The organism is Albidovulum inexpectatum (assembly GCF_002927635.1).
Classification (GTDB): domain Bacteria; phylum Pseudomonadota; class Alphaproteobacteria; order Rhodobacterales; family Rhodobacteraceae; genus Albidovulum; species Albidovulum inexpectatum.
The window spans coordinates 283037-306579 of sequence record NZ_PRDS01000004.1; the positions used below are offsets into that span (position 1 = coordinate 283037).

The 23543-nt window shown below is 65.8% G+C and carries 33 protein-coding genes; 24 read left to right on the forward strand and 9 right to left on the reverse strand.

Features of this window, described 5'->3' with window-relative positions; all coding sequences use genetic code 11:
• The first annotated feature begins 26 nt into the window (after positions 1-26).
• From LV82_RS08405 to LV82_RS08420, 4 genes are all read left to right on the forward strand, one after another.
• Positions 27-1019, forward strand: a complete 993-nt coding sequence (locus tag LV82_RS08405) for a taurine ABC transporter substrate-binding protein (protein WP_211289185.1) — start codon at positions 27-29, stop codon at positions 1017-1019.
• Positions 1020-1097: 78 nt separating this feature from the next.
• Entirely contained in the window at positions 1098-1886 is a 789-nt protein-coding gene (locus LV82_RS08410; protein ID WP_104070734.1) for a taurine ABC transporter ATP-binding protein, read from the forward strand.
• On the forward strand, positions 1883-2749 hold the full coding sequence (locus tag LV82_RS08415) for an ABC transporter permease subunit (RefSeq protein WP_104070736.1): 867 nt from the start codon (positions 1883-1885) through the stop codon (positions 2747-2749). Before LV82_RS08410 ends, LV82_RS08415 begins: the two co-directional genes overlap by 4 nt.
• A 111-nt stretch (positions 2750-2860) precedes the next feature.
• Positions 2861-3481, forward strand: a complete 621-nt coding sequence (locus tag LV82_RS08420) for a class I SAM-dependent methyltransferase (protein ID WP_104070738.1) — start codon at positions 2861-2863, stop codon at positions 3479-3481.
• A gap of 36 nt (positions 3482-3517) precedes the next feature.
• Here the strand turns inward: LV82_RS08420 and LV82_RS08425 are convergent, their stop codons facing one another.
• Entirely contained in the window at positions 3518-3916 is a 399-nt protein-coding gene (locus LV82_RS08425; RefSeq protein WP_104070740.1) for a MerR family transcriptional regulator, read from the reverse strand.
• Between the two features lie 105 nt (positions 3917-4021).
• On the opposite strand from LV82_RS08425, the gene LV82_RS08430 reads away from it, so the two are divergent.
• From LV82_RS08430 to LV82_RS08440, 3 genes are all read left to right on the forward strand, one after another.
• Complete coding sequence (locus tag LV82_RS08430; RefSeq protein ID WP_104070742.1) at positions 4022-4342, forward strand: hypothetical protein; 321 nt, start codon at positions 4022-4024, stop codon at positions 4340-4342.
• A 4-nt stretch (positions 4343-4346) separates the two neighbouring features.
• Complete coding sequence (locus LV82_RS08435) at positions 4347-4562, forward strand: GDCCVxC domain-containing (seleno)protein (RefSeq protein ID WP_104070744.1); 216 nt, start codon at positions 4347-4349, stop codon at positions 4560-4562.
• A 79-nt stretch (positions 4563-4641) separates the two neighbouring features.
• Positions 4642-5577: a DMT family transporter gene (locus LV82_RS08440; protein ID WP_104070746.1), complete on the forward strand. Its 936-nt coding sequence runs from the start codon at positions 4642-4644 to the stop codon at positions 5575-5577.
• On the opposite strand, the gene arsJ is transcribed toward LV82_RS08440, so the two are convergent.
• The 6 genes from arsJ to LV82_RS08470 all read right to left on the reverse strand — a co-directional run bounded on the left by arsJ (position 5569) and on the right by LV82_RS08470 (position 10671).
• Positions 5569-6828 (reverse strand): organoarsenical effux MFS transporter ArsJ, encoded by a 1260-nt coding sequence (gene arsJ / locus LV82_RS08445; RefSeq protein WP_104070748.1) that lies wholly within the window; start codon positions 6826-6828, stop codon positions 5569-5571. The two genes, LV82_RS08440 and arsJ, sit on opposite strands and share 9 nt — an antisense overlap.
• Complete coding sequence (locus tag LV82_RS08450; protein WP_104070751.1) at positions 6825-7823, reverse strand: ArsJ-associated glyceraldehyde-3-phosphate dehydrogenase; 999 nt, start codon at positions 7821-7823, stop codon at positions 6825-6827. Before LV82_RS08450 ends, arsJ begins: the two co-directional genes overlap by 4 nt.
• A complete protein-coding gene (locus LV82_RS08455; protein ID WP_104070753.1) occupies positions 7820-8644 on the reverse strand; it encodes an arsenate reductase/protein-tyrosine-phosphatase family protein in 825 nt (274 codons plus the stop codon). The genes LV82_RS08450 and LV82_RS08455 overlap by 4 nt, the downstream gene beginning before the upstream one ends.
• A gap of 142 nt (positions 8645-8786) precedes the next feature.
• Positions 8787-9374, reverse strand: coding sequence for an ATPase (locus LV82_RS08460; RefSeq protein ID WP_104070754.1), 588 nt, complete (start codon positions 9372-9374; stop codon positions 8787-8789).
• Complete coding sequence (locus tag LV82_RS08465) at positions 9371-9727, reverse strand: TA system antitoxin ParD family protein (protein ID WP_104070756.1); 357 nt, start codon at positions 9725-9727, stop codon at positions 9371-9373. The genes LV82_RS08460 and LV82_RS08465 overlap by 4 nt, the downstream gene beginning before the upstream one ends.
• 152 nt (positions 9728-9879) lie before the next feature.
• Complete coding sequence (locus LV82_RS08470; RefSeq protein ID WP_245873125.1) at positions 9880-10671, reverse strand: PRC-barrel domain-containing protein; 792 nt, start codon at positions 10669-10671, stop codon at positions 9880-9882.
• 252 nt (positions 10672-10923) lie between these two features.
• Here LV82_RS08470 and LV82_RS08475 point away from each other — a divergent pair, with 252 nt between their 5' ends.
• Entirely contained in the window at positions 10924-11112 is a 189-nt protein-coding gene (locus LV82_RS08475) for a hypothetical protein (RefSeq protein ID WP_146065150.1), read from the forward strand.
• Positions 11113-11213: 101 nt separating this feature from the next.
• On the opposite strand, the gene LV82_RS08480 is transcribed toward LV82_RS08475, so the two are convergent.
• A complete protein-coding gene (locus LV82_RS08480) occupies positions 11214-11675 on the reverse strand; it encodes a host attachment family protein (protein WP_104070759.1) in 462 nt (153 codons plus the stop codon).
• Positions 11676-11862: 187 nt separating this feature from the next.
• On the opposite strand from LV82_RS08480, the gene LV82_RS08485 reads away from it, so the two are divergent.
• The 4 genes from LV82_RS08485 to LV82_RS08500 all read left to right on the forward strand — a co-directional run bounded on the left by LV82_RS08485 (position 11863) and on the right by LV82_RS08500 (position 13298).
• Positions 11863-12066, forward strand: a complete 204-nt coding sequence (locus LV82_RS08485) for a hypothetical protein (RefSeq protein ID WP_104070761.1) — start codon at positions 11863-11865, stop codon at positions 12064-12066.
• A gap of 157 nt (positions 12067-12223) precedes the next feature.
• Complete coding sequence (locus tag LV82_RS08490) at positions 12224-12388, forward strand: DUF1328 domain-containing protein (RefSeq protein WP_104070763.1); 165 nt, start codon at positions 12224-12226, stop codon at positions 12386-12388.
• 142 nt (positions 12389-12530) lie between these two features.
• Positions 12531-12809 carry a hypothetical protein gene (locus LV82_RS08495; RefSeq protein WP_104070848.1) on the forward strand — a complete coding sequence of 93 codons (279 nt, stop codon included), beginning with the start codon at positions 12531-12533 and terminating at the stop codon, positions 12807-12809.
• A gap of 21 nt (positions 12810-12830) precedes the next feature.
• A complete protein-coding gene (locus LV82_RS08500) occupies positions 12831-13298 on the forward strand; it encodes a hypothetical protein (RefSeq protein ID WP_104070765.1) in 468 nt (155 codons plus the stop codon).
• 6 nt (positions 13299-13304) lie between these two features.
• On the opposite strand, the gene LV82_RS08505 is transcribed toward LV82_RS08500, so the two are convergent.
• Complete coding sequence (locus tag LV82_RS08505) at positions 13305-14549, reverse strand: MFS transporter (RefSeq protein WP_104070850.1); 1245 nt, start codon at positions 14547-14549, stop codon at positions 13305-13307.
• A gap of 200 nt (positions 14550-14749) precedes the next feature.
• Between LV82_RS08505 and LV82_RS08510 the strand changes: the two genes are divergently transcribed.
• The 12 genes from LV82_RS08510 to LV82_RS08565 all read left to right on the forward strand — a co-directional run.
• Positions 14750-15346, forward strand: coding sequence for an RNA polymerase sigma factor (locus tag LV82_RS08510; protein WP_104070767.1), 597 nt, complete (start codon positions 14750-14752; stop codon positions 15344-15346).
• 89 nt (positions 15347-15435) lie between these two features.
• Positions 15436-15678, forward strand: coding sequence for a zf-HC2 domain-containing protein (locus LV82_RS08515; RefSeq protein ID WP_104070851.1), 243 nt, complete (start codon positions 15436-15438; stop codon positions 15676-15678).
• 101 nt (positions 15679-15779) lie between these two features.
• The gene (locus LV82_RS08520; protein WP_104070768.1) at positions 15780-16856 is read left to right on the forward strand and encodes a patatin-like phospholipase family protein; all 1077 of its coding nucleotides are present in this window, start codon (positions 15780-15782) and stop codon (positions 16854-16856) included.
• Positions 16857-16993: 137 nt separating this feature from the next.
• A complete protein-coding gene (locus LV82_RS08525; protein ID WP_104070770.1) occupies positions 16994-17539 on the forward strand; it encodes a hypothetical protein in 546 nt (181 codons plus the stop codon).
• Positions 17540-17570: 31 nt separating this feature from the next.
• Positions 17571-18482, forward strand: a complete 912-nt coding sequence (locus LV82_RS08530) for a C40 family peptidase (protein WP_104070772.1) — start codon at positions 17571-17573, stop codon at positions 18480-18482.
• Between the two features lie 113 nt (positions 18483-18595).
• On the forward strand, positions 18596-18886 hold the full coding sequence (locus tag LV82_RS08535) for an ArsR/SmtB family transcription factor (protein WP_104070853.1): 291 nt from the start codon (positions 18596-18598) through the stop codon (positions 18884-18886).
• A complete protein-coding gene (locus LV82_RS08540; protein WP_104070774.1) occupies positions 18883-19941 on the forward strand; it encodes a permease in 1059 nt (352 codons plus the stop codon). Before LV82_RS08535 ends, LV82_RS08540 begins: the two co-directional genes overlap by 4 nt.
• Before the next feature lie 12 nt (positions 19942-19953).
• Positions 19954-20184 carry a thioredoxin family protein gene (locus LV82_RS08545; protein ID WP_104070776.1) on the forward strand — a complete coding sequence of 77 codons (231 nt, stop codon included), beginning with the start codon at positions 19954-19956 and terminating at the stop codon, positions 20182-20184.
• Between the two features lie 10 nt (positions 20185-20194).
• The gene (locus tag LV82_RS08550; RefSeq protein WP_104070778.1) at positions 20195-20647 is read left to right on the forward strand and encodes a rhodanese-like domain-containing protein; all 453 of its coding nucleotides are present in this window, start codon (positions 20195-20197) and stop codon (positions 20645-20647) included.
• A gap of 67 nt (positions 20648-20714) precedes the next feature.
• Positions 20715-21122, forward strand: a complete 408-nt coding sequence (locus LV82_RS08555) for an OsmC family protein (RefSeq protein WP_104070779.1) — start codon at positions 20715-20717, stop codon at positions 21120-21122.
• 382 nt (positions 21123-21504) lie between these two features.
• On the forward strand, positions 21505-22008 hold the full coding sequence (locus LV82_RS08560) for a hypothetical protein (protein WP_104070781.1): 504 nt from the start codon (positions 21505-21507) through the stop codon (positions 22006-22008).
• A gap of 16 nt (positions 22009-22024) precedes the next feature.
• Positions 22025-23543 (forward strand): calcium-binding protein (locus LV82_RS08565; RefSeq protein ID WP_146065151.1); only part of this gene is annotated, 1519 nt, incomplete at its 3' end.

A 23543-nucleotide genomic window follows, 5' to 3' on the forward strand; every position in this document is an offset into this window, starting at 1 on the left:
GCCCATCACAACAGAGGAGGAAAACCATGATCGGAATAGTCTTGCGGGGCCTCACCGGCGGCATCCTGGCCAGCGGCCTGGTGGCCGGGACCGTCGGCGCCGAAACGATCATCATCGGCCATTTCGGCAACCCCACGCCGATGCAGCTGCTGGCAAGTTCGGACGCGCTGGAAGAGGCCACGGGTTGGGATATCGAATGGCGCAAGTTCGCGGCCGGGACCGACGTGATCGCGGCCATGGCCTCGGGCGATGTCGTGCTGTCGGAACTCGGCTCCTCGCCGCTGGCAATCGCCGCCACGCAGGGGGTGGACCTGCAGATGATCGCCTTTTCGGACATCATCGGAAAGGCCGAATCGCTGATCGCGCATGACGGTTCGGGCATCGAAAGCATTGCTGACCTGAAGGGCAAGCGCGTTGCCGTGCCTGTCGGTTCGACCGCGCACTATTCGCTGATGGGTGCACTCAAGCACGAGGGCATCGCCGAAAGCGACGTCACGATCATGAGCATGCCGCCCGACCAGATCGCTGCCGCCTGGGAACAGGGCGTGATCGACGCGGCGTGGATCTGGCAGCCGGTCCAGTCGCAGATCCTGCAGACCGGCAAGCTGATCCTGGGCGCCGACGAGACCGCGAAATGGGGCTATCCCACCTTTGACGCCTGGGTCATCAACCGCGAATTCGGCATGGAAAACAAGGACAAGATCGTTGCCTTCCTGCGCGAGATCGACCGGGTGAACAAGATGTATCTTGATGACCCCGCCGCCTGGACGCCCGACAGCGAGCCGGTCAAGACCGTGGCCGCGGCCACCGGCGCGGACCCCTCGCAGGTGCCCGGCATTCTTGAAGGCTTCGGCTTCCTGCCGATGGCCGAGCAGGTGACGGATACCTGGCTGGGCAAGGCCGACCAGACGATCAAGGATACGGCCGAATTCCTGAAGGCCGCCGGACGTCTTGATACGGTGCGCGACGACTATTCGCCGTTCGTCAACGCCGAATACGCCCGTGAAGCGGCACAATAATCCGCAACGGCCCGCCGCGGGAATTTCCCGGGGCGGGCGCCTTTTGCACACCCGTCAAGACAAGAGGCAGGCAGACCCATGGGATTGGAAATCCACAAGGCATCGGTGATCTACCCCGCGCGCGACGGGCGGCCGCCCGTCGAGGCGTTGAAAGAGATCGACCTGACGATGGACGAAGGCGACTTCGTCGTGGCCCTTGGCGCGTCGGGCTGCGGCAAGTCCACGCTGCTGAACCTGATCGCGGGCTTTCTTTCGCCCAGTTCGGGCGAATTGCGGCTGGACGGGCGCCTTGTGACCGGGCCGGGCGCGGACCGGTCGGTCGTGTTCCAGAAACACGCGCTGATGCCCTGGCTGAACGTGCTGGACAACGTGGCCTTCGGCCTGAAGCTTCAGGACGTGCCCAAGGCGCAGCGCTACCAGGTCGCGCGCAAGTTCATCGCCCTTCTGGGGCTTGAAGGCTTCGAGCGGGCGCCAGTCTATGCACTTTCAGGCGGCATGCAGCAGCGCGTCGGCATCGCGCGCGCGCTGACATGCGACCCACGCGTGCTCTTGATGGACGAACCACTGGGCGCGCTGGACGCGCTCACGCGCGAAAAGGCCCAAGAGCTGATCCTGAAGATCTGGCGCGACACGGGCAAGACCGTGTTCTTCATCACCCACAGCGTGGAAGAGGCGCTGTTCATGGGCACCCGGCTGATCGTCATGTCGCCGCGGCCCGGACGTGTCACCCATCGTTTCGACCTGCCCTTCTCGCAGCGGTTCCTGCAGGGGCAGTCTGCCCGCCAGGTCAAGGCCTCGCCCGATTTCATCGAACTGCGCGAGGCCGTCCTGCAGATCATCTTTGCCGATGAGGAGGCCCTGCAATGAGCATGTCCGACCCAAGCAGATCCGAGCGCCCCGGCTGGCTGGCACGGCTTTCGAAGGGCACCGCCACCCGCCCGGGCGAAGTCTATGGCGTGCCCGGCGAGGGCGACACGCGGCTGCTCAGCGTCGCCACGATTGCCGGGCTGATATTCGTCTGGTGGCTGGTCACCTGGATGGGCTGGGTCGAGCCGCTCTTCGTGCCCTCGCCAGGCGCCGTGATCGAAAAGTTCGTCAGCCTGGTGCAGAACGGATTTACCGGCACCACCTTGCTGGACCACGTCCTGATCTCGATGCAGCGCGTCTTCGGCGCCTTCCTGCTGGCCTGTGCCATTGGCATTCCGTTGGGCATCGGCATGGGGATCAGCCCGACGCTGCGCGGCATCTTTGACCCACCGATCGAGTTTTACCGCCCGATTCCACCGCTGGCCTATCTGCCGCTGATGATCATCTGGTTCGGCATCGGCGAGACGTCCAAGGTGCTCTTGATCTTCCTGTCGGTCTTTGCCCCTGTCGCGCTTGGCGCGCGCTCGGGCGTGCGTTCGGCCGGGATCGAGCAGATCCATGCCGCCTATTCCTTTGGCGCCAGCCGCTGGAAGGTGATCCGCCATGTCATCCTGCCCTCGGCCATGCCGGAAATCCTGACCGCCATGCGCATCGGCATCGGCTTTGGCTGGACGACGCTGGTCGCCGCCGAGATGGTCGCCGCGACCAAGGGGATCGGCTACATGGTGCTGTCGGCCTCGCAGTTCCTGCAGACGGCGACGGTGATCGTGGGCATCATCCTGATCGCCGCGATCGCCTATGCCTTCGACATACTGATGCGGTTCATCGAACGCAGGGTCGTGCCCTGGAAGGGCAAGATGTAGCGCAGGCGTGGCGGTTGGGAATTTCCGCGACAGGTGACTTTGTCACTGATCGGGCCTCCGGGCGCGTTCCAGAATGGCGCAATGGATCATTGCGCCAGAAGCACCGCCGGGATGACGACACCTGTATCTGCCTCGCATTGGGACGCGGTCTATGACGGCCGCGCCGATCGGGACCTGACCTGGCACCAGGAAGACCCGCAGCCCAGTCTGGACCTCGTCCTGCAGGGCGGGCCTGCCGGCAATCTGTCGGTGATCGATATCGGCGCGGGCCGGGCGCGCCTGGGCCGGGCCCTGATCGCCAGCGGGGTTCGCGATCTGGCACTGCTTGACCTTTCGCCCATCGCGCTGGCCGGGGTCACGGCGCAGTTCGCCGATCTGGCGGTGCAGCCCCGGCTGATCGTGGCCGATGTCACGACCTGGACGCCGGATCGGCGCTGGAATGTCTGGCACGACCGCGCCGTGTTCCACTTTCTGACCGAACCCGAACAGCGCGCGGCCTACCGCCGGCGCCTGATCGAGGCGACCGAACCCGGCGCGCGCGTCATCATTGCCACCTTTGCCGAGGATGGCCCCGAACGCTGCAGCGGCCTGCCGGTCATGCGCCATGACGCGGCATCGCTGTCGCGCGAGCTGGGCGACGGGTTCGAACTCCTCCAATCCTTCCGCCATCTCCACCAAACGCCTTCGGGGCGCAGCCAGGCCTTTCGCTATTCCGTCTTCCGGCGGCGCTGAGACCGGGCTGCGCATCGCGCGGCGGTGACATTGGTGTCAGGCGGATCCGGCCGGCCCCTGCAGGGCATCCAGCAGCGCGCAGCCCGCCTCTTGCCCGTCGCAGCCCGCGGCCAGTTCGGTCAGCACCTGCTCCAGCCGCCGCAGATGGACGATCTGGTCGCGAATGCGGTCCAGGTGACGCTGCGCGACGGAACGGGCCGCATCGCAATCGGGCTGACCCCGCGTCAGGCCCAGAAGGGCGCGGATATCGGCCAGCCCAAAGCCCAGATCGCGGCAGCGGCGGATCAGCGCCAGTTCGGCCACGGCATCCGCGGAAAAGGCGCGGCGTCCGCTGGCGCTGCGCGGCAGAGGCGCGATCAGCCCCTCGCGTTCATAATAGCGGATCGTCTCGATCCCGACCCCGCTGAGCCGCGCGGCTTCCCCGATCGCGTACATGTGATGTGTTCCTGCTTGATCCTGTAGCCGCTACAGGATGCACGCTGATGCCCGATCCGTCGAGTCCGCGCGGCCCGGCACAAGACCGTTTCAGGAGGTATCCGGATGACATCGATCCGCGCCAGCGTGATCGCGGCCCTTGCCGCGCTGGGAGTGTCGAGCTGCTGCGTTCTGCCGCTGGCCCTGCTGTGGCTGGGGGTGGGCGGCGCGTGGGTCGGGGCGGTCGGGCGCGCCTCGGCGTTTGCCTTGCCGATCCTGACCGTCTCGACCTCGCTTTTCGCATTGGCCTGGGGGCTGGCCATCCGCCGGGGGGCCGCGCGAAGGCACCGGACGGGGCTGGCCGCGGGCGGGCTTCTCTTGGCCGCCGCATGGCTGATCTACGCCAACGAGACACGCATCAACGACCTGCTGATTTCATGGATGTGACACGATGACCGAAGCGACACCGATCCTGCAAAGCACGCTGACCTGCCCCGAATGCGGCCATCGTCAGACCGAGACGATGCCGACCGATTCCTGCCAGTTCTTTTATGAATGCAAGGCATGCGGCAAGGTATTCCGGCCCAGACCCGGCGATTGTTGCGTCTTCTGTTCCTACGGCACGGTGCCCTGCCCGCCCATCCAGCTTGGCCGGGGCTGCTGCTAGCGCGAAAGCGCAGGTTCCGGGTTGTCCGGCCGCCGCGCTTCGGCAAGTCTGCACGACGTGGCGCAACCGGAGCAGCGACATGACCGACACCCAAACGACCGCACGGCCGATGAACGCTGCGCAATGGGCGATGCTGATCGGCCTGTCGGTGCTCTGGGGCGGGTCGTTCTTCTTCAACCAGATCGCGGTTTCCGAATTGCCGGTCTTATCGGTCGTCACCGGCCGGGTCGTCATCGCGGCGGTCGTCCTGGTGGCTGTCCTGCGGATCAGGGGGCTGCAGCTGCCACGAGACCGGCGCATCTGGGCGGCCTTCCTTGTCATGGGCCTGTTGAACAACGCCATCCCCTTTTCCCTGATCGTCGCCGGGCAACGCGAAGTCGGATCGGGCGTCGCCGCGATCCTGAACGCATCAACGCCGCTGTTCGGCGTCCTGTGCGCCCATGTCCTGACCCGCGACGAACGCCTGACGCCGGGCCGGTTGACCGGCGTGCTGGTCGGCCTTGCGGGCGTGGCGGTGATGATCGGCATGGACGCGGTGCACGAGCTGGGCGCGAACCTCCTGGCCCAGGGGATGTGCCTGGCCGCGGCCTTGTCCTATGCACTGGCCGGGATCTATGGCCGCCGCTTCCGGCGCATGGGGATCGCCCCGATGACAACCGCCGCCGGACAGGTCGTGGCCTCCAGTTGCCTGATGCTGCCCGTGGCATTGCTGCTTGACCGGCCATGGCAGATGCCACCGCCGGGCACGGGCGCCGTGCTTGCGGTCGTGGCGCTGGCGGTCCTGTCCACGGCGCTGGCCTACATCATCTATTTCCGCCTGCTGGCCAGCGCGGGGGCGACGAACCTGCTGTTGGTCACACTGCTGGTCCCGGTCAGCGCGATCCTTCTGGCCACCGGCATCCTGGGCGAGGTTCTGGCCCCCCGGCATCTGCTGGGCATGGCGCTGATCGGCGCGGGTCTTGCGGCGATCGACGGGCGTCTTGCCGCGCGGCTTGCGCGTCCGGGCTCAGGCTGAGGCCGGTTCCGGGCGCAGTCTCCCCGCCGCGATGGCCGAACCTGCCAGCATCAGCGCGGCCACCGTCAGCATCAGCGCCAGACCGCCCAGCTGATAGGTCAGGCCCGACAACAGCGTGCCCAAAAGCCGACCCGCGGCGTTCGCCATGTAGTAAAAGCCCACATCCATGGTCACGCGCTCGGCCCGCGAAAAGGCCAGGATCAGCCAGGAATGCAGCGACGAATTGATCGCGAAGACCCCGCCAAAGGCCAGCAGCCCCAGGATCAGCGTGACCGTCAGCCACGGCGCGGGCCCCTGGGCATTCGCCGCCACCAGCGCCAGACACGCCGGGATCGACGCCAACGCCCAGGCCCAGCCGCGCGCGGCGGCGATCAGCTCATGTTCGGGCCGGGCGCGGGCGCGCAGGATCGCCGGTGCCGCGGCCTGAACGGCCCCATACAGGATGATCCAGCCCGCCATGAAGCCGCCCACCAGGAAAAACGCCCGCCGCGCGCCCTCGGGCGTGCCGTCGGACAGGACCGAATGGAAATAGATCGGGATGCCGACCACGAACCAGACGTCGCGCGCGCCGAACAAAAGAACCCGGGCCGCCGAAAGCCAGTTCACGTTGGACGAGATCGACCAGACCTGGGTGAACTTCGCCCCCTTGCGTCCGCCGGGCAGACCCGGCGGCATGGCCACAAGCACCGCCACCAGGATTGCCCCGAGAACCGCCGCCATGCCCAGAACCGAAACCCGGAACCCCGCCAGCGCCAGCAGCGCGGCCCCCAGCAGAAAGCCCAGCCCCTTGACCGCGTTTTTCGACCCCGTCAGCCACGCGACCCAGCGAAACAGCGCGCCATCGCCCTTGGGCGCCAGAAGCTTGACCGCCGATTTCGATGACATCTTGGCCAGGTCCTTGGCCACGCCGCTGAGACCCTGCACTGCCATGACGAAGGGCACCGACAGTGCCGCCGGCCAGCCCGGATCCAGCCGCGCCAGCGCCAGCAGGGCCAAGACCTGCAATGCCAGCCCGGCCCGCAGGGTCGCCACCAGCCCGAACCGCGCCGCGATCCAGCCCGCCGACAGGTTCGTCACGATCCCCGCGATTTCGTAAAGAAGGAACAGCCATGCCAGTTGAACCGGGCTATAGCCCAGCTCGTGAAAATGCAGCAGCACCAGCATGCGCAGCGCACCATCGCTGAGCATGAAAGCCCAGTAGGCGGCCGTCACCGCCACATAGGCGCGCAGCCCCCGCGTCCGGTCGATCACGCTCCGCCCCCGACCATCAGCGCAACATCGACCAGGCGATGGGCATAGCCCATCTCGTTGTCATACCAGGCATAGATCTTCACCTGCGTGCCCGCGACGACCATGGTCGAAGGCCCGTCGACGATGGCCGAGCGCGTGTCGTTCACGAAATCGGCCGACACCAGAGGCCGGTGCTCGAATCCCAGTATCCCCTTCAGCGGCCCCTCGGCCGCCGCGCGCAGCAGGGCGTTGACCTCGTCGGCGTCGGTTTCGCGCGCAACCTCGAAGACGCAATCGGTCAGCGAAGCATTCAGCAGCGGCACGCGCACGGCATGACCGTTCAGCCGCCCCTTGAGCTCGGGATAGATCATCGTGATCGCAGTCGCCGACCCCGTGGTCGTCGGGATCAGCGAATTGAGCGCCGAACGCGCGCGGCGCAGATCCTTGGCCGGACGGTCAATGATGGTCTGGCTGTTCGTCACGTCATGGATCGTGGTGATCGCGCCGTGCCGGATGCCCAGGCTTTCGTGGATGACCTTCACCACCGGGGCCAGGCAGTTCGTCGTGCAGCTGGCCGCGGTGACGATCCGGTGACGGGCCGGATCATAGATGTCGTGGTTGACCCCATAGACGATATTGGCGGCGTCGGGATCCTTCACGGGGGCCGAGACGACGACGCGTTTCACGCCGCGCGCGAAAAATGGCGCCAGGCTGCGCGCGGTCTTGAACGCGCCCGTGCAGTCGATCAGCACGTCCACCCCGTCAAGCGGCAATTGCGCGGGGTCGCGCATCCCGATGAAGGGCAGGCGGTGGTCGTCGATCAGGACGGCGCCATCATCATGCGCGAACCGCGCGGGCCACCGGCCATGCACCGAGTCGAATTCCAGAAGATGCGCATGCATGGCGGCATCGCCCACCGCATCGTTGATCCAGGCGATGCGCGCGCCGCGTTCCAGCAGCGGACGCAGGGCCAGCTTGCCGATCCGGCCAAGTCCGTTCAGCGCATAGGTCGTCATTCTTCGGTCTCCCTGTCCGAACGCGCCAGGTCATCGACCTTGCGCTGCAATGACATGCGATCCAGCGTCTCGAAGGGCAGCGCCGCAAACAGCCGGATGCGATTGGCCAGCGTGGCAAAACAGCGCTGGAAGGCCAGGCCCCGTTCGGCTTCGCTTCCTTCGGCGCGTACCGGGTCGGGCAGGCCCCAATGGGCGGTGACCGGCTGGCCCGGCCATGCCGGACAGTCCTCGTTCGCGGCGCGGTCGCAGACGGTAAAGACGAAATCGAAGGGCGGCGTGTCGGGCCGCTGGAATTCCGACACATGCTTGGAGCGCAGGGGCGTCACGTCATGGCCGTTGCGGCGCAGCAGGTCCACGGCCAGGGGGTTGAGTTCCGAAAAGGGCCGCGTTCCGGCCGAAAACGCCTCGAAACGGTCGCCTGCCTCGTGCCGCAGGATCGACTCGGCCATGATCGAGCGCGCCGAATTGCCCGAGCAGATGAACAGCACGCGGAATTTCCGCCGCCCCGGCGCCCGTGGCGGCGCGGCGCAGGCCTCGACCCGGCCGCGGCAGCAATCGTTCACCAGATAGTCCAGCGTCTCCTGCACCGCATCGATCACCACCGCGTATTGCAGCGAGGTCGCAACGCGCCGCTGGCTGACCAGCCCGACCTGCATCAGCGCCGAGAGATAGCTGGACAGGGTCGAAGCCTTCAGGTTCAGCGCCTGCGCCAGCTCTCCGGCCGGCACATGGTCGGGATAGCGCCGCATCAGCAGCCGAAACAGCGCAAGTCGCTGCGGGTGGCCCAGAACGGTCAGGCGGTCGGGAATCACGTTTTCCATACTTCATGAATAACCGAAATACAGCGCCACGTCAGCGCCGAATCCGCGATGTCATGAAAATTTCACATGGGGTCCTTCCTCGGATGGGGGCCCTTCGCAAGGACAGAGGCCGGGCGATCCATCCGCGCCCGGAAACAGCGGATCAGATCACCAGATCGGGCGCATAGACCGAAAGGATCCAGCCCGGCAGGACCGGCTCGGCCCGCACCAGGCGGCCGCGGTCGAAGCGCAGCATCTCGCGCGGGGGTTCGTTCAGGGCGGAATTGTCAAAGACCATCCCGCGATCGGCGCGCAGCACCGCCTGCCGGATCAGCGCCAGACCGCGCGCAAGGCGGGCGCGCACCTTGTCCTCGGGCACGTCGTGGCCGCCCTCCTCGACCCGCGCCCGCACCCTTGCGACTGCGAGCTCCGGATCGTCCACGCCGACATGCATCACGATGACGACATAGCCGCGCGTGCGGGCCTCATCGATGATGTCCAGCTTCGATGGATGGGAAAACACCGTCTCGGTGACAAAGGACCTGCGCGCCGCCAAGAGCTCGTTGCGCCGCTCTTGCGCGATCCGCGCCGCCGCATAGGCCGCGCGCATCGAACTGTCGCGCAGTTCCTCGCGCTGGATCAGGTCGGCATTGACGAAAGGCCCCGCGAAACTGGGGGCAACGCGGTTCTGGTACAATGTGGACTTTCCCGCGCCGTTCGGCCCGGCCAGAAGCACCAGCGCGGGCCTCATGCCGCTTCGTCGGTCCCGGCCCGGATGATATTGCCGCCCGCATCAAGCCCCACGCCGCGGCCCAACTGCTGACGCCGGGCGAAAAAGGCGCGTTCGTCCGGGCCCGGCTCGGCCATCTTCCGGGTGAATTCGTCCAGCCAGACGGCCTCTTCCTCCTCGGTCAGCTGCGCGGGATCAAGCCGGCCTTCCAGCGCGGCCAGAATACGCCCGTGGTCGAAGGCGCCCGACCGTTCGATCGCCCGGCCGATCCGGATCCAGTGCGCGATCTGCCCCGCGACGGAACGGCTTTGCAATTCCGCTTCGCGGCGCACCAGCGCCATGATTTCGTCCGACAATTTCACCGACTGGGCCATGCGATCCTCCACTTGCGCCACAAAGGTAGCAATTTGCCACCCATACATCAAGTTTGCCGATCCCTGCCCCACGCAAAAGGACCGGCCCGCGCGATGCGCGAACCGGCCCCACCTTTACCCGCCGCGATGCGGCGCACCGGACAAAGACGGCATTACTTCTCGTAGGTCGGCAGAGCTTCCAGCTCTTCCTTCGTCAGCGGCACATAGACCCGAACGACGCTGTTTTCGTCACGCACGATGCGGATCTGATCCATCGACAGCGCAACCGGCTTTTCGCCGATCCCCAGGAAGCCACCCACGTCGATCACGGCACGGTCCAGCTTGCCATCATCGGTCAGCAGCAGCTCCGACACCTCGCCGATCCATTCGTCATTGGCGTCATAGACACGCTCGCCGGTCAAATCCTCGGTCGTCAGATCGTCGGGCATGACGGGCGTATAGCCTTCGCGCTCATAGGCAGCGCCGGTGGCGGTCATGCCTGCATCCGCCTTCATCGTGTCCATGTGATCGTCGCCCCAATGGAACGTCTGGGCCTCTTCGATCACGCCCAGGGCAGCCGGCGCGACGATGAAGAAGTCGTCGGGGTCCTCGGTCGAGCTATCGCCCAGGAAGCGCAGCGCCTTCATGTTCAGTGCAACGGGCTTTTCGCCGATGCCAAGGAAGCCGCCCACATCGACGATCACGGCCAGAACCTCGCCATCGCGGGTCAGCACCACGTCGTTGATTTCGCCGATGTCGTTCCACGTATCCTGCGGGCCGGTCACGTCGAAGACACCGCTGTCGATCGTTTCCGCGGCATAGACGCGCATGCCGATGAATTCCGACGCCAGCATGGCGTTGTCGCCGATCTCGGTCTGGAACAGGTTGCCGTGCATGTCGGCCAGCGCCATCGGCGCGGTGGCACACATCAGCGCGGCAGAAAGCGCAAGAGTCTTGATGGTCATGGTCTGATCTCCTGATGATCCAAGTTGTTCGATCAGCGTGGCCACGCTCGGCAAACCAACGCGCCTTCCGTCATCGGGTTCCGCCCGATTTTTGCCGGCCGGGAAAATTTTTCACCTTCCGCCAAGAGACGGGCCAAGCGCATCGCGCATCCGGGCCGGGCATCCGGAACGACAGGGTCGCCCGCGCGTTGGTTTCCTGCATGGCGGCATCAGGCCGCCGCCACCAAGCCCATGCAGGAAAGGAAGGACGACATGACACCACCCGATACCAACCCGCAGCGCCAGGTCCGCCGGCATCGCCCGTCCGTCTGGGCCATCACCGCCGCGATCGTGGGCGTCGTGCTGATCGCGATCGTGATCCTGGGGATCTATCCTTCGGGCGAAGTCACCCGCGACGCGCCCCTGGCCGAAACGGGTGCCAGCCCGGCCGCAACCCGATAGGCCGGGTCTTGCGCAAGTGACCAAAAGCAAACCGCCGGTCATGGACCGGCGGTTTTTTTCGGGTTCTGGTGTGACCCAGTTCAGAAAACGCAGCCCATGGTTCAGGCTTCGTCGAGGCTTTCCTTGACCATCCGCTCGATCTCGTCGATCGGGTGATTGGTCAGCGTCTTGGGGATCTCGGCGACCAGGCGCTTTCTGACCTCGTCGTGCCAGTTCTCGCGCAGGACGCCCAGAACCATCGGGCTGGCGACCACGATCAGCCGGTCATAGGCGCCCGCCACCGCCCGCTTGTACAGGATCTCGGCCAGATCCTCGGCAAAGCGTTCCTTGGCCAGGCGATGGAAGTCGGCTTCGTCCAGGGCCGAACGCTGGCCCGGACCCGCATCGGGCATCCGGCCGGGACGATCCGTCGCCTGGTCGCGGTTCGGCGGGTTGTCCTGCTCCTTCACGCGCACGACCTGGAAATGCGGGTTCTCGTGATCGGTCAGATTGCGCAGGAACAGCGCCTTTTCGCCATCGGCAACGACGATCCAGTCACCTTCCTTCAGCCTGGTTCTGGTCATGAAAGCTGTCTCCCTCTCCGTCAGGCCGGGAAGATCCCGGCATCATGTCTGGTTTCCAACGTCCCCCGGCGCGGCCCGGTTCCGGAGGAACCGGCCGCCCGTCCTGTCGTTTACCGATATGGGAACCCGCCCGGCACCGCTTCAAGCGGCAAGGGCAAGATCGGACACACATTCAAGGAGGACGGACATGGCCGAACGGAAACGATCGACCGATGGCAAACGCGAAACCGAACAGATCCTGGGCGAAAGGGGCACCATCCAGGGCCAGGGCCGCGAAGGCGGACGGCTCGCCCGTCAGATCGGATCGAAGGATGAGGAAAAGCGCGCATTCGAACGACCCGCCGGGGCCACGCGCGTGACCAAGGCGATCGAAGACGACGGGCAGGGGTGACTTGCCCACCTGCACCAGAGCTGGCGGCCCCGGGATCATCCGGGGCCGTTTTTCATCTGCCCGACGCGTGGAAACCGGCATGGAACCCTGCATGGAACCCTGGGGCCCCCTGAGGCGTTTCAAATCCAGACAGCAACATAACCAGGAGACAGATACCATGCTGGGCTGGGCCTTGACCTTTCTTGTCGTCGCGCTGATCGCTGGCGCATTGGGATTCACCGGCATTGCGGGCACGTCCGCCGGAATTGCCAAGATCCTGTTCTTCATCTTCCTTGTGCTCTTCGTCGTTTCGCTGATCGCGCGCGCAGTGCGCGGCGGCTGAACACGGCCAGAGCCTTGACATCCAGGGCGGCGGGGGTTCCATCCCGCCGCCCTTTTGCCTTGGGGCGTCGTGCCTTCTTGCGGCCGGGCAATCGTTGCGCGCCTTGCGCGGTTGGGGCAGTATGCCGGCGAAGGAGCCCGCCATGACCCTGAAATCCGAAATCGAGGCCTTGCAGGCAGAGATCCGGGCGCGCGCCAGCCGGGCACGCCCCCCCGGGGTCAAGGCCGCGCCGGACCACAACACGGCACCGCCGGACGAAGCGCCGCACGATGCCGAAACGATCGACGGCTTTCTGAAACTCGTTGGCGAAACGCTGGACGAATTCGGCGAAGAGATCGACCGATACCCGCGCCTTGCCGCCATGGCCGCGTTGGGGGTCGGGCTGGCGCTTGGCCTGCTTGTTGGCCGCGCGACGCGATAGACCCAGGGAAGGTTCAGGCCCATGTCCACACTCGAATCCGTCAAGTTGTATGGCCGTGTCACGCTGCTGCGCCGTCGGGTGCTACTGCAGCAGCTGGTTCGGCGCGCCATGGCCGCGGCCATCGCCGTGCTGGCATTCGTCGCCGCGATCGGCATGGCGACATTCGCGCTGTTCGTGGCGATCGCGCCGTCGCTGGGCACGGTCGGGGCCAGCCTGACGATCGCGGCGATCTACCTGGCCCTGGCGATACTTCTGCTGCTTTACAGCCTGCGCGAACCGAACTCGGCCGAGCTTCAGGCGCTGGAAGAGGCCGAGGCCGCCGCGCTGGAGATGCTGGCCCACGACGCGCAAGAGGTGGTTCAGGTCGCCTCTGCCGCCAGCCACAGGATCAGCGATCTGGGCAGCAATCTGGGCATGGCGGTCGCGATTCTGACGGCCCTGCGCCGCCTGCTTGGCGCGCGCAGGGGCGGAAACGGGACCGGTTCGTGACCCCGATCAGTCCGGTCTGGCGCTGACCTCGGCCTTGTGCCGGCGCAGCGCCCGGTCCAGCGGCAGGACACCGACCATCGCCAGCGCCGCAAAGCCCGCCCCGGCCAGGAAGGTCGCCTGCGGTCCGGCCAGATCCCACAGGCTTCCGGCGATCACGCTGGCCAGCAGCATGGCCACGCCCGTCAGCAGGTTGTACATGCCAAAGGCCGTGCCGCGCAGCTCGGCCGGCACGGCATCGGCCACCAGCGCCGACATCAGACCCTGCGTCAGGCCCATATGCAGCCCCCACAGCAGGATGCCGCCGCCGATCCGCCAGATGCCGCCGGACAGGGCCAGGCACAGATCAGCGGAAATCAGGACCATGAGCCCGATGGCCAGGATCGCGCCACGCGGGGCGCGGTCCGACAGCGCCCCGGCGGGATAGGCCGACAGCGCATAGACCAGGTTCATCGCCACCAGAACCAGCGGCACCAGGACCAGCGGCAGGCCCGCCCCCTGCGCCCGCAGGATCAGGAAGGCCTCGCTGAAGCGCGCCAGCGTGAAGGCCGCGGCGACGGCCACCACCCCCCAGTAGAGCCCGCCCAGCAGCCGCAGCTCGGCCCGCGACAGGGGGTTGCGCACCCGCCGCAGACCCGCCGGGCGCGGCGGTTCGTGCACGAGGAACAGGATCAGCGCCAGCGCGCCGAAGGCCGGGATCACCGCGACCCAGAAGACCGAGGCGAAATTCTCGGCAAAGACCCACATCAGCGCGACCGCCAGAAGCGGCCCCAGGAACGCCCCCGCCGTGTCCAGCGCCTGCCGCAGCCCGAAGGCCGCGCCGCGCAGATCGGGGGGCGCGATATCGGCCACCAGCGCGTCGCGCGGCGCACCGCGGATGCCCTTGCCGATGCGGTCGATGAAGCGGGCCGCGACCAGCCAGCCGACGGACGGGGCCAGCGGAAAGATCGGCTTGGTCAGCGCGGCCAGCCCGTATCCCAGCGCCGCCAGCTCCTTGCGCCGCCCGATCCGGTCGCTGAGCGCGCCGGAAAAGACCTTGGTGATGGCCGCCGTCGCCTCGGCGATGCCCTCGATGATGCCGACGGTCAGCGCGGTCGTGCCCAGCCCCACGACCAGATAGACCGGCAAGAGCGCGTGGATCATCTCGGAGGAGACATCCATCAGCATCGACACCAGACCCAGCGCCCAGATCCCGCCTGGCAGGCGGCGCCAGCCGCCCGGCTGTCGCGCGGCCTGCCCGGATTCGTTCGACATGAACATCCCCCCTTTCGCTGCGCGGGCGCAGGCCAATATGCCCGCCACCGCCCCGCAACGTGGCCCCCAACGTGCCGCGCATCGGTCTGATCGGGGCGCGGGGCAGATCACGACCACTCAATTCGGCGCGCGCGGCCTGTAATGGGCTGGACGCAAGGGCTGGCTTGCCTGCACAACACTCCGGGCGACCGGAGAGCGACATGCGAAACAGACAGGACGACGCGGCGCTCGTGGCCGGTCTTGTCCGCGGGGACGAGACCGCCTTTCGAACGCTCTATGCCCGCCACACGCCCGCGATGATCCGCGTGGCCTGCGCGATCCTTGGCGACCGCGCCAGCGCCGAGGACGTCACGCACGACACCTGGATTGCCGTACTGAGCAAGATCGACGGGTTCGAGGGGCGCAGTTCGCTGGCGGGCTGGATCTTCACGATCCTTGTCAACAATGCCCGCAGCAGGGTCCGGCGCGAGGCGCGGTCGATCTCGTTCGACGCGGGCGGCGCCGAGGACGGCCTGGCCGCCGCCTTCGACGGGCGCGGCCGCTGGAAACAAATGCCGGAGCTGTGGGAGGAGATCACGCCCGAACGCATCGTGGCCGGGCGCAGGCTGGCCGATCACCTGCTGGCCGCCATCGACGCCCTGCCGCCAATGCAACGCGCGGTGATCGTGCTGCGCGTGCAGCAGGACCTGGACCCGGCCGAGACATGCCGCATCCTGGGAATCTCTGACGGCAATCTGCGTGTCCTGCTGCACCGCGCCCGGCTGGCCCTGCGCAACAGACTGGCGGACCTGCTGTGACGGCCATGCCGAAATCCGCAAGAAAGACAGTAACAATTCGCCCGAACCTGCGTCATGTTCGGGACATGCCCCTGGAAGGAACGAAAGAAATGCTGAGCTGCAAGGACGTCGCCGCGCGCGCAAGCGCATTGATCGACCGGGAATTGTCGATGCGAGAGGCATTGCAGATGCGGCTGCACCTGATCATGTGCAGGGGCTGCAGGCACTTCGTTCGCCAGGTCCGGCTGACCGATCGGCTGGTCGCGCGGGTTGCGAATGCCGACCAGCCGCCCGATCCCGGCCCGGAGAAGCTGCTGGCCATTCTGCGCGACAAACGCCCGCCGGGCCGATAGATGCACGCCCCGGGCACGCGAACGCCCCCCTTTGCCTTGCCCGCGACCCGCCGGCAAGATGCCTGCGCCACCACCTCTCCCGCCCTGATGGAGACCGCACGATGCCCAAGACCGCCGCGCCGCCCGACAGCCCGACCGAACCCAGGGTCAAACGGGTCAATCTTGCCCTGCAAGGCGGCGGGGCCCATGGCGCCTTCACCTGGGGCGTGCTGGATGCGCTGCTGGAAGACGGCAGGATCGAGATCGCCGCGATCTCGGGCACCTCGGCCGGGGCGATGAATGCCGTGGCGCTGGCCGATGGATTCACCGCCGGCGGCCCTGAAGGCGCGCGCGCCAAGCTGCACCACCTGTGGCATTCGATCAGCCAGGCCGCGCAATTCTCGCCGGTCCGGCGTTCGGCGTTTGACATGGTCATGGGGACATGGACGCTTGAACGGTCCTGGGGCTACCGCGTCATGGACCTGATGACACGGCTGTTTTCGCCCTATGAATTCAACCCGCTGGACATGAACCCGCTGCGCGACATCGTCGAATCCTGCATCGATTTCGACAGCGTGCGCCATTGCGACAGCATCCGGCTGTTCATCTCGGCCACCAATGTGGAAACCGGCCGGGTCAAGGTCTTTGACAGCCGCAGCCTGACGGTTGACATGGTCATGGCCTCGGCCTGTCTGCCCCATCTGTTTCATGCCGTGGTGATCGATGGCGTGCCCTATTGGGACGGCGGCTATATGGGGAATCCGGTGCTGTTCCCCTTTCACACCGAAAGCGACACGGCCGATACGATCGTGGTCCAGATCAACCCGATCGAACGGCCCGGCATCCCGCGATCGGCCCATGACATCCAGAACCGCGTCAACGAGATCAGCTTCAATTCCAGCCTGCTGAAGGAATTGCGGTCGATCGATTTCGTGACCCGGCTGATCGACGAGGGCAAGCTGGACGAAGACCATTACCGCCGGGCGCGCATCCACATCATCGAGAACACCGAAAAGCTGGCGCCGCTTGGCGCCTCGTCCAAGATGAATGCCGAATGGGCCTTTCTGACCTTTCTGCGCGACCTTGGGCGCGAAACGGCCATCGCATGGCTGGATCGGCACCATGGCGATCTGGGCCGGCGCAGCACGGTTGACCTGCGGGCGATGTTCCAGGGAATCGGCCCCCAACACCAGGGATAGAGACGCGGCGGCCGGGACGGCCGGTGTCGGTCCAGCCGCTGGCCCGCCCCGGCGCTCACGCAGCCGTGATGCGTCGGCGTGTAACGTCGGGGGGCGCGCGATGGTCCCTTTCGCGTCACAACGCGGGAGGAGTATCCATGCAACGTCTCACACTTGCCGCCATTCTTGGCCTGTCGCTTGTCGCCCGGCCGGCCGTCGCGCAAGACATGCCCTTTGGCACCGAACAGGACACCGCCTATGCACAGCTTCTGTGGGAGGTGATGCAGGCCGAAAGGCTGGTCGGCCCGCAGATGATCCGGGCCAGACCCTATGAGGGCACCGATCCGCACGGCATGATGCTTGAAACCTTTTACACAAGGGCCACGATCGACGGCCATTCGGGCGATCTGATCGTCAAGCGCAATTTCGGCCCGGCCGGCGTGACCGAGGATCAGGTCCTGCGCGACCCGGCCAGCCATCTGGGCGCGGTGACCGTGATGTTCCGCCGCGCGGCAGGCTATGACCCCGAGGACGGCGACTGGTCCTGGGTCAAGTATCTGCCGGACGGGTCGCTGGACAAGGCGCCGAACGGCACGCCGCTGGCCGGCCGGGTGGCCAAGGGCATGGATACCGGCTGTATCGCCTGCCACCGGGGCGCGGGCGAGGACATGGTCTTTACCTCGGATTACCTCATGGCGAACTGACCGCCGCCATCCCAGGCCGGGGCCCGAACAGATGACGCAAGGCAAGTCAAACTGGCTGGACAGAATGCTGGACCGCATCGGCCACTGGCTTGCTTCGCGTCTGCGGCGTCCCTGTTCGGGCTACGACCCCTATACGCCTTCGGATTTCGAAACGCTCTGCCACGTCCTGCGCCCCGGCGACGTGCTGCTGGTCGAGGGCGGCGACAGGATCTCGACCGCGATCAAGTATCTGACCCAGTCCACCTGGTCCCATGCCGCGATGTATGTCGGCAGCCACCTGCCCGATCCCGGCGACGGGACCCCGCGCCACCATCTGGTCGAGGTCAATCTTGGCGAGGGCTGCGTTTCGGTGCCCCTGTCGAAATATGCCAGCTACAACACCCGCATCTGTCGGCCCGTGGGCCTGACCGAAGAGGAATGCGCACAGGTGACGGGCTTCATGATCTCGCGGATCGGGCTGAAATACGACCTGCGCAACATCCTTGACCTTCTGCGCTATTTCTTCCCGACTCCGCCCGTGCCCGTGCGATGGCGCCGGCGGATGCTGGCCTTCGGCTCGGGCGATCCGACGCGGGCGATCTGTTCGTCGCTGATCGCGCAGGCCTTCCAGTCGGTCCGCTATCCGATCCTGCCCAACGTGACCCGGCTGAAGCAACGCAAGGGGTCCCGGCACGCGCGGGCCGAGATCCTGCATATCCGCCACCACGCGCTGTTTGCGCCGCGCGATTTCGATCTTTCGCCCTATTTCCAGATCGTGAAGCCCAATCTGGCCGACAGTTTCGATTTCCACCGCCTTCGCTGGGCGGAAACCCCTGACGAGCAAAGCCGCCCCCGGCCCGTCGCGGCGGCACGCACGGGGCCGCACGGGGCCGCCTGGCAACGTCGCGCCGAAATCCCCGACGGCCGGAATGACTTGCCGGCGCCCTCCCGCCGGTATCCGTAACCGGACGCGCCTGCCGGTCCTCATGGAAAAAGCTGACCGCCCGTCTTGACGCGCGGCGTCGCGCGCCTTACTTGCGTTCATGCGCCTATGCGCATTTAGAAATGGAGTTGCCCATGCCCCTGCAGATCCTGACAGCCCTGGCCGAGCCGACCCGGCTTGCCGCGATCCGCATCCTTGCCGATGGCCAGGAACATTGCGTCTGCGACCTGATGAAGCAGCTTGACGCAACGCAAAGCCGCATGTCGCGACACATGCAGACACTGAAACAGGCGGGCCTGGTCGTGGACCGTCGCGATGCGCAATGGGTGCGCTATCGGCTGAACCCCGATCTGCCGGAACGCTATCGCGCCATTCTCGACGCCGTCCTTCAGGCCGCGCAAGCAGATGAAAGGATCGCCGCATGAGCGTTCAGACCTCGACCCATCCCGCCCCCCGGAACGACTGGCTGTGGCATCTGGGCGTTGTCGCCTTCGTCGCAATCTGGTGGCTGGTCTATCACCAGCTGATCCCGTTTGCCGAATGGCTGACCGCCCTGTTTCCCGTCGATCGGCACAGCCATACCGGCGAAGCGCTTGCCTTCTTCTTCTACGACGTGCCCAAGGTGATGATGCTGCTCACGCTCATCGTCTTTGCCATGGGCGTGGTCCGCAGCTTCATTTCCCCCGAACGCACCCGTGCCTTGCTGGCCGGGCGGCGCGCGGGCGTGGGCAACGTCCTGGCCGCACTGCTGGGCGTGGTCACGCCGTTCTGCTCGTGCTCGGCGGTGCCGCTGTTCATCGGGCTGGTTTCGGCCGGTGTGCCGCTGGGTGTCACCTTTTCCTTCCTGATCTCGGCGCCAATGGTGAACGAGGTCGCGCTGGCGCTTCTCTTCGGGCTGGTCGGCTGGAAGGTGGCTGTGATCTATTTCGTCTTCGGGCTGGGCGTGGCCATCGTCGCGGGCTGGATCATCGGCAAGCTGCGCCTGGAAGGCTGGCTGCAGGACTGGGTGCGCGACATCCATTCCGGGGCAAGCAGCCCCGCAACCACCGAAGGCGATCGGCTGAGCATGGTCGACCGCTATCGCCTGGGGATCGAGGCCGTCCGCGAGATCTTCGGCCGCGTCTGGCTCTGGATCATCCTGGGCATCGGCATGGGCGCCCTGATCCACGGCTATGTGCCCGAGGATCTGATGGCCCGCATCATGGGCGCGGATGCCTGGTGGTCCGTGCCCGCCGCGGTGATCATCGGCATCCCGATGTACACCAACGCCGCCGGCGTCATCCCGATCGTCGAGGCCCTGCTTGGCAAGGGCGCGGCCCTGGGCACGGTCCTGGCCTTCATGATGAGCGTCATCGCCCTGTCCCTGCCCGAAATGATCATCCTGCGCCAGGTCCTGACCCTGCGCCTGATCGCGGTCTTCGCGGCCGTTGTCGGATCGGGGATCCTGGCCGTGGGCTTTCTGTTCAACTTCCTGTTCTGAAGGGACAATCCAGTGGAAATCAAGGTTCTGGGTCCAGGCTGCGCCAAATGCAAGGCGACGGCCGAACTGATCACCCGCGTCGCCGCCGAAACCGGCAAGGACGTGACCGTCGAAAAGATCGAGGACATGCGCCAGATCGTCGGCCATGGCGTGATGACCACGCCCGCCGTCGTCATCGGTGACAAGGTCGTGCACAAGGGTTCGGTCCCGTCGCGCGACGACGTCCTCGCCTGGCTGAGCTGAGGAGGATGCCATGCGAACCGTCGTCAAGGATCTGCCCGAGGCGCGCGAAGTCTGCCCGACCACTTCGCAGCTTCTGTTGAGCGAGGGCGCGCTGCTGGTCGATGTGCGCGAGCCCGCCGAGATCGCCCAGGTCGGCTATGCGGGCTGCGACGTGGTGAACATCCCCTTGTCGCAATTCGAGGACCGCTGGCAGGAAATCCCGCGTGACCGTGACGTGATCCTGGCCTGCGCCAGCGGCGAGCGCAGCCTGAAGGCCGCCTATTTCCTGATCTACCAGGGCTATAGCCGGGTCATGAACATGCGCCCCGGCATCGCCCGCTGGATCGAGCGCGGCTTTCCGTTCACCGGATCGGCCAAGGCGGTGGCGGCATCCGAAGCCGCGTCGTCGTGTTGCGGCGAACCCGCCAAGGCCGCGGACGCGTCCTGCTGCGGTGACGGGGCCGAAGCCTCGTCCTGCTGCTGATGCCTGACGCGCCCGGCCATTCCGGCCGGGCGCCGAATTTTTCCACATATTCCCGAAGGGACAGGACATGCTGGACTATCGCGTACAGGCCCGCCGGATCGACGACCATGGCTCGGAAGCCACGACCCGGGATGCCCGGATCACGCTGGACACCAGCATGGCCGGACGCCCCGACGCCTTCAATCCGGCGGAATTGCTGCTTGCCAGCCTTGCGGCCTGCATGTTGAAGGGCACCGAGCGCGTGATCCCCATGCTGGGCTTCTCGCTGCGCGGGATCGAGATCTCGCTGCACGGCGTTCGCCAGGACAAGCCGCCAAGGATCATTCGCATCGATTACGAAATCATCGTGGACACCGACGAAAGCGACGCCCGGCTGGACCTGCTGCACCGCAACCTGCGCAAATATGGCACAATCACCAATACGCTGGATGCGGCCACCGCGCTTGTCGGATCGATCCGGCGCAAGGATGCGTGACCCCGCCCGAACGCCGCTGTCGCCAACGATCACGTTCCTTCAATCCTGCACGCTGGTTGGTGCGGGGGGCGGCGACCGCTGGCGCGCATGAAGACCTTGCGCCCGTTCCGCGCCCGCCCGGCACCATTCGGTTCGTCGGTCAGGGGCTGCCAGCCCGCGCCGGCAGGCACCCACGCACGCCTCACGGCCCACCGAATACGTCACGGTTGAGAGACAGGGGCAAATCGGTTAACGTTACGTCATATTTATTGGCATCCGGCTGCGCGTTCCCCGTTGGAACGTCCTTGCCCGCTTTTTCGGTGCAAGCGCCAGGTGACAGGTATTCATTACGCCGCCCTTTTTGCGCGGCAGGTTTTTGCAAGGACGGTTGCAGAGGGAATTGATGTCCGGCACCGTAATTTCTTCCAAGGTGGAACCCCGCTCCGACGCCACCGAGCCAAAGTTCCAGGCGCTGCGGAACAAAAGCCCCCACTTGGCGGCCGGCATCGCCATGGGCCTGATGATGGGCCACCCTGCCTTTGCCAATCGCACCTTCGGGGGCATCGCGCGGCTGATCGCCGGGCATGTCAATCGCGGTCACTACCTGATCGTGTTCCGCGACGGCCGCCCGCGCGGCTTTGTCGGCTGGGCCCTGACCGACGAGGCCGCGGCCCAGGCCTGGCTTGACGGCGACGGAAGCCGGATCGGCGACGGAACGCAGGGCGATTGTGTCCTGCTGAACATCTGGGTCACCGACGGCCCGGACATGAACACCTTCCTTGTCCAGACATTGCGAAACCTGCTGCACGACAAGCGTCGGCTATTTGCCCGCCGCATCTATCCCGACGGCCGGATACGGCCCGTCACGTTTTCCAACGCACGTCTGAATTCATCGAACAAGGTCTGATTTGAAGGAGATTACCATGGCTTTTCTGACATCGACCAACGCGACCGAAGCCATCGACATGAGCCTGCTTGGCCAGTTCGAGTATGACAGTAAGGATGTCTTATTCAACAGCTCGACTCGGTATTCGTGGCTGACGCCAGATGGCAGTGACGTGGAAGCTTTCGGTACCGGAATAACTTGGGATCCCGTTTCGGGGGATCCGCTAAGCGGCACCATTACCAAGCTGGAAGTCGATTTCAGCAACAATGGCGGATCGCCAGATATCGTCGTCACTGGCCTTTCGGCCGATCTTGTCGCCATGACGACAGGCGGAAGTCTTTTCGATGAAGTTTTCGGCGGCAATGACACGATAGATGCCACCGACTTTGCCGATACCATCAAGGGCGGCGCCGGCGCGGATTCCATCCTGGGTAATGACGGAGATGACGAACTTTTCGGCGAGGATGGATTCTCTACCACTGGCGGCAACGACACCATCCGTGGGGGGAATGGCAACGACACGATCCATGGCGGTGCGGGTGATGATTTCGCCTATGGAGATGCGGACGCGGACTCCATAATGGGCGGTGATGGCGACGATGTACTCTATGGAGAAAGCACCCTTTACCTGGTCTCGACTGGCGGCGATGACACGATCCGTGGCGGCGCGGGCAACGACACCATCTATGGCAATGAAGGTGACGATCGCCTTTATGGCGATGGCGGCACAAATGTCGTTTCCGGCGGCACCGGAAACGACATCATAACCGAAGGCGGTAATGATACGATCCATGGCGATGATGGTGATGACACCGTGATCGTCAGCTTCAGTTTCCTCGGTGACGATGAGTTTCATGGCGACGCCGGCAATGACCGTCTTGATCTGGGCGCTGTCTCATTCTCGACCGCGACCAGGATCGATCTGGCCAGCGGGGTCATCGAAGCTCTCGTCAGCCCGACCGGAGCCGACACGATTTCCGGGTTCGAGGAAGTCTATGGGTCGGATACGACCGATTGGATCAATGGAACCAACAATGCCGAATACCTGGCAGGAGGCGATGGCGGTAACGATTCCATTTATGGAAATGGCGGCGATGACACGTTGATTGGCTCCAATGCGGGGGTCACGGTCACCACGAGCACCATCTACGGGGGCACCGGGAATGACCAGATCGTCTCGTTCCTTGGCGATGACGAACTGATGGGCGATGCCGGCTTTGACACGATCAAGGGCGGCGCCGGGGCGGACAGCATCTGGGGGGGCGCGCAGGCTGACCTGCTGTATGGCGGCACGGACAATGACGTGCTGTTTGGCGAGGCCGGCGTCGACAACATCTATGGCGAAGACGGCGCCGACCGCATGTTCGGTGGCTCGGAAAACGACTGGATGTGGGGTGGCACGGGCAATGACCTGATGCGGGGCGGAACGCAGGAAGACCGCCTGTATGGCGAGGATGGCGACGACGTCATCTATGGCGAGGCCGGGTTTGACCGGCTCGAGGGCGGTGCGGGCAATGACACGCTGTGGGGCGGCGCCCAGGCCGACAACCTGTTCG

Bases quoted from the DNA above. Each gene is read 5' to 3' on its own strand.
- LV82_RS08405 (WP_211289185.1), top strand. From the start codon at position 27: ATGATCGGAATAGTCTTGCGGGGCCTCACCGGCGGCATCCTGGCCAGC.
- LV82_RS08410 (WP_104070734.1), top strand. From the start codon at position 1,098: ATGGGATTGGAAATCCACAAGGCATCGGTGATCTACCCCGCGCGCGAC.
- LV82_RS08415 (WP_104070736.1), top strand. From the start codon at position 1,883: ATGAGCATGTCCGACCCAAGCAGATCCGAGCGCCCCGGCTGGCTGGCA.
- LV82_RS08420 (WP_104070738.1), top strand. From the start codon at position 2,861: ATGACGACACCTGTATCTGCCTCGCATTGGGACGCGGTCTATGACGGC.
- LV82_RS08425 (WP_104070740.1), bottom strand. From the start codon at position 3,916: ATGTACGCGATCGGGGAAGCCGCGCGGCTCAGCGGGGTCGGGATCGAG.
- LV82_RS08430 (WP_104070742.1), top strand. From the start codon at position 4,022: ATGACATCGATCCGCGCCAGCGTGATCGCGGCCCTTGCCGCGCTGGGA.
- LV82_RS08435 (WP_104070744.1), top strand. From the start codon at position 4,347: ATGACCGAAGCGACACCGATCCTGCAAAGCACGCTGACCTGCCCCGAA.
- LV82_RS08440 (WP_104070746.1), top strand. From the start codon at position 4,642: ATGACCGACACCCAAACGACCGCACGGCCGATGAACGCTGCGCAATGG.
- LV82_RS08450 (WP_104070751.1), bottom strand. From the start codon at position 7,823: ATGACGACCTATGCGCTGAACGGACTTGGCCGGATCGGCAAGCTGGCC.
- LV82_RS08455 (WP_104070753.1), bottom strand. From the start codon at position 8,644: ATGGAAAACGTGATTCCCGACCGCCTGACCGTTCTGGGCCACCCGCAG.
- LV82_RS08460 (WP_104070754.1), bottom strand. From the start codon at position 9,374: ATGAGGCCCGCGCTGGTGCTTCTGGCCGGGCCGAACGGCGCGGGAAAG.
- LV82_RS08465 (WP_104070756.1), bottom strand. From the start codon at position 9,727: ATGGCCCAGTCGGTGAAATTGTCGGACGAAATCATGGCGCTGGTGCGC.
- LV82_RS08470 (WP_245873125.1), bottom strand. From the start codon at position 10,671: ATGACCATCAAGACTCTTGCGCTTTCTGCCGCGCTGATGTGTGCCACC.
- LV82_RS08475 (WP_146065150.1), top strand. From the start codon at position 10,924: ATGACACCACCCGATACCAACCCGCAGCGCCAGGTCCGCCGGCATCGC.
- LV82_RS08480 (WP_104070759.1), bottom strand. From the start codon at position 11,675: ATGACCAGAACCAGGCTGAAGGAAGGTGACTGGATCGTCGTTGCCGAT.
- LV82_RS08485 (WP_104070761.1), top strand. From the start codon at position 11,863: ATGGCCGAACGGAAACGATCGACCGATGGCAAACGCGAAACCGAACAG.
- LV82_RS08490 (WP_104070763.1), top strand. From the start codon at position 12,224: ATGCTGGGCTGGGCCTTGACCTTTCTTGTCGTCGCGCTGATCGCTGGC.
- LV82_RS08495 (WP_104070848.1), top strand. From the start codon at position 12,531: ATGACCCTGAAATCCGAAATCGAGGCCTTGCAGGCAGAGATCCGGGCG.
- LV82_RS08500 (WP_104070765.1), top strand. From the start codon at position 12,831: ATGTCCACACTCGAATCCGTCAAGTTGTATGGCCGTGTCACGCTGCTG.
- LV82_RS08505 (WP_104070850.1), bottom strand. From the start codon at position 14,549: ATGTCGAACGAATCCGGGCAGGCCGCGCGACAGCCGGGCGGCTGGCGC.
- LV82_RS08510 (WP_104070767.1), top strand. From the start codon at position 14,750: ATGCGAAACAGACAGGACGACGCGGCGCTCGTGGCCGGTCTTGTCCGC.
- LV82_RS08515 (WP_104070851.1), top strand. From the start codon at position 15,436: ATGCTGAGCTGCAAGGACGTCGCCGCGCGCGCAAGCGCATTGATCGAC.
- LV82_RS08520 (WP_104070768.1), top strand. From the start codon at position 15,780: ATGCCCAAGACCGCCGCGCCGCCCGACAGCCCGACCGAACCCAGGGTC.
- LV82_RS08525 (WP_104070770.1), top strand. From the start codon at position 16,994: ATGCAACGTCTCACACTTGCCGCCATTCTTGGCCTGTCGCTTGTCGCC.
- LV82_RS08530 (WP_104070772.1), top strand. From the start codon at position 17,571: ATGACGCAAGGCAAGTCAAACTGGCTGGACAGAATGCTGGACCGCATC.
- LV82_RS08535 (WP_104070853.1), top strand. From the start codon at position 18,596: ATGCCCCTGCAGATCCTGACAGCCCTGGCCGAGCCGACCCGGCTTGCC.
- LV82_RS08540 (WP_104070774.1), top strand. From the start codon at position 18,883: ATGAGCGTTCAGACCTCGACCCATCCCGCCCCCCGGAACGACTGGCTG.
- LV82_RS08550 (WP_104070778.1), top strand. From the start codon at position 20,195: ATGCGAACCGTCGTCAAGGATCTGCCCGAGGCGCGCGAAGTCTGCCCG.
- LV82_RS08555 (WP_104070779.1), top strand. From the start codon at position 20,715: ATGCTGGACTATCGCGTACAGGCCCGCCGGATCGACGACCATGGCTCG.
- LV82_RS08560 (WP_104070781.1), top strand. From the start codon at position 21,505: ATGTCCGGCACCGTAATTTCTTCCAAGGTGGAACCCCGCTCCGACGCC.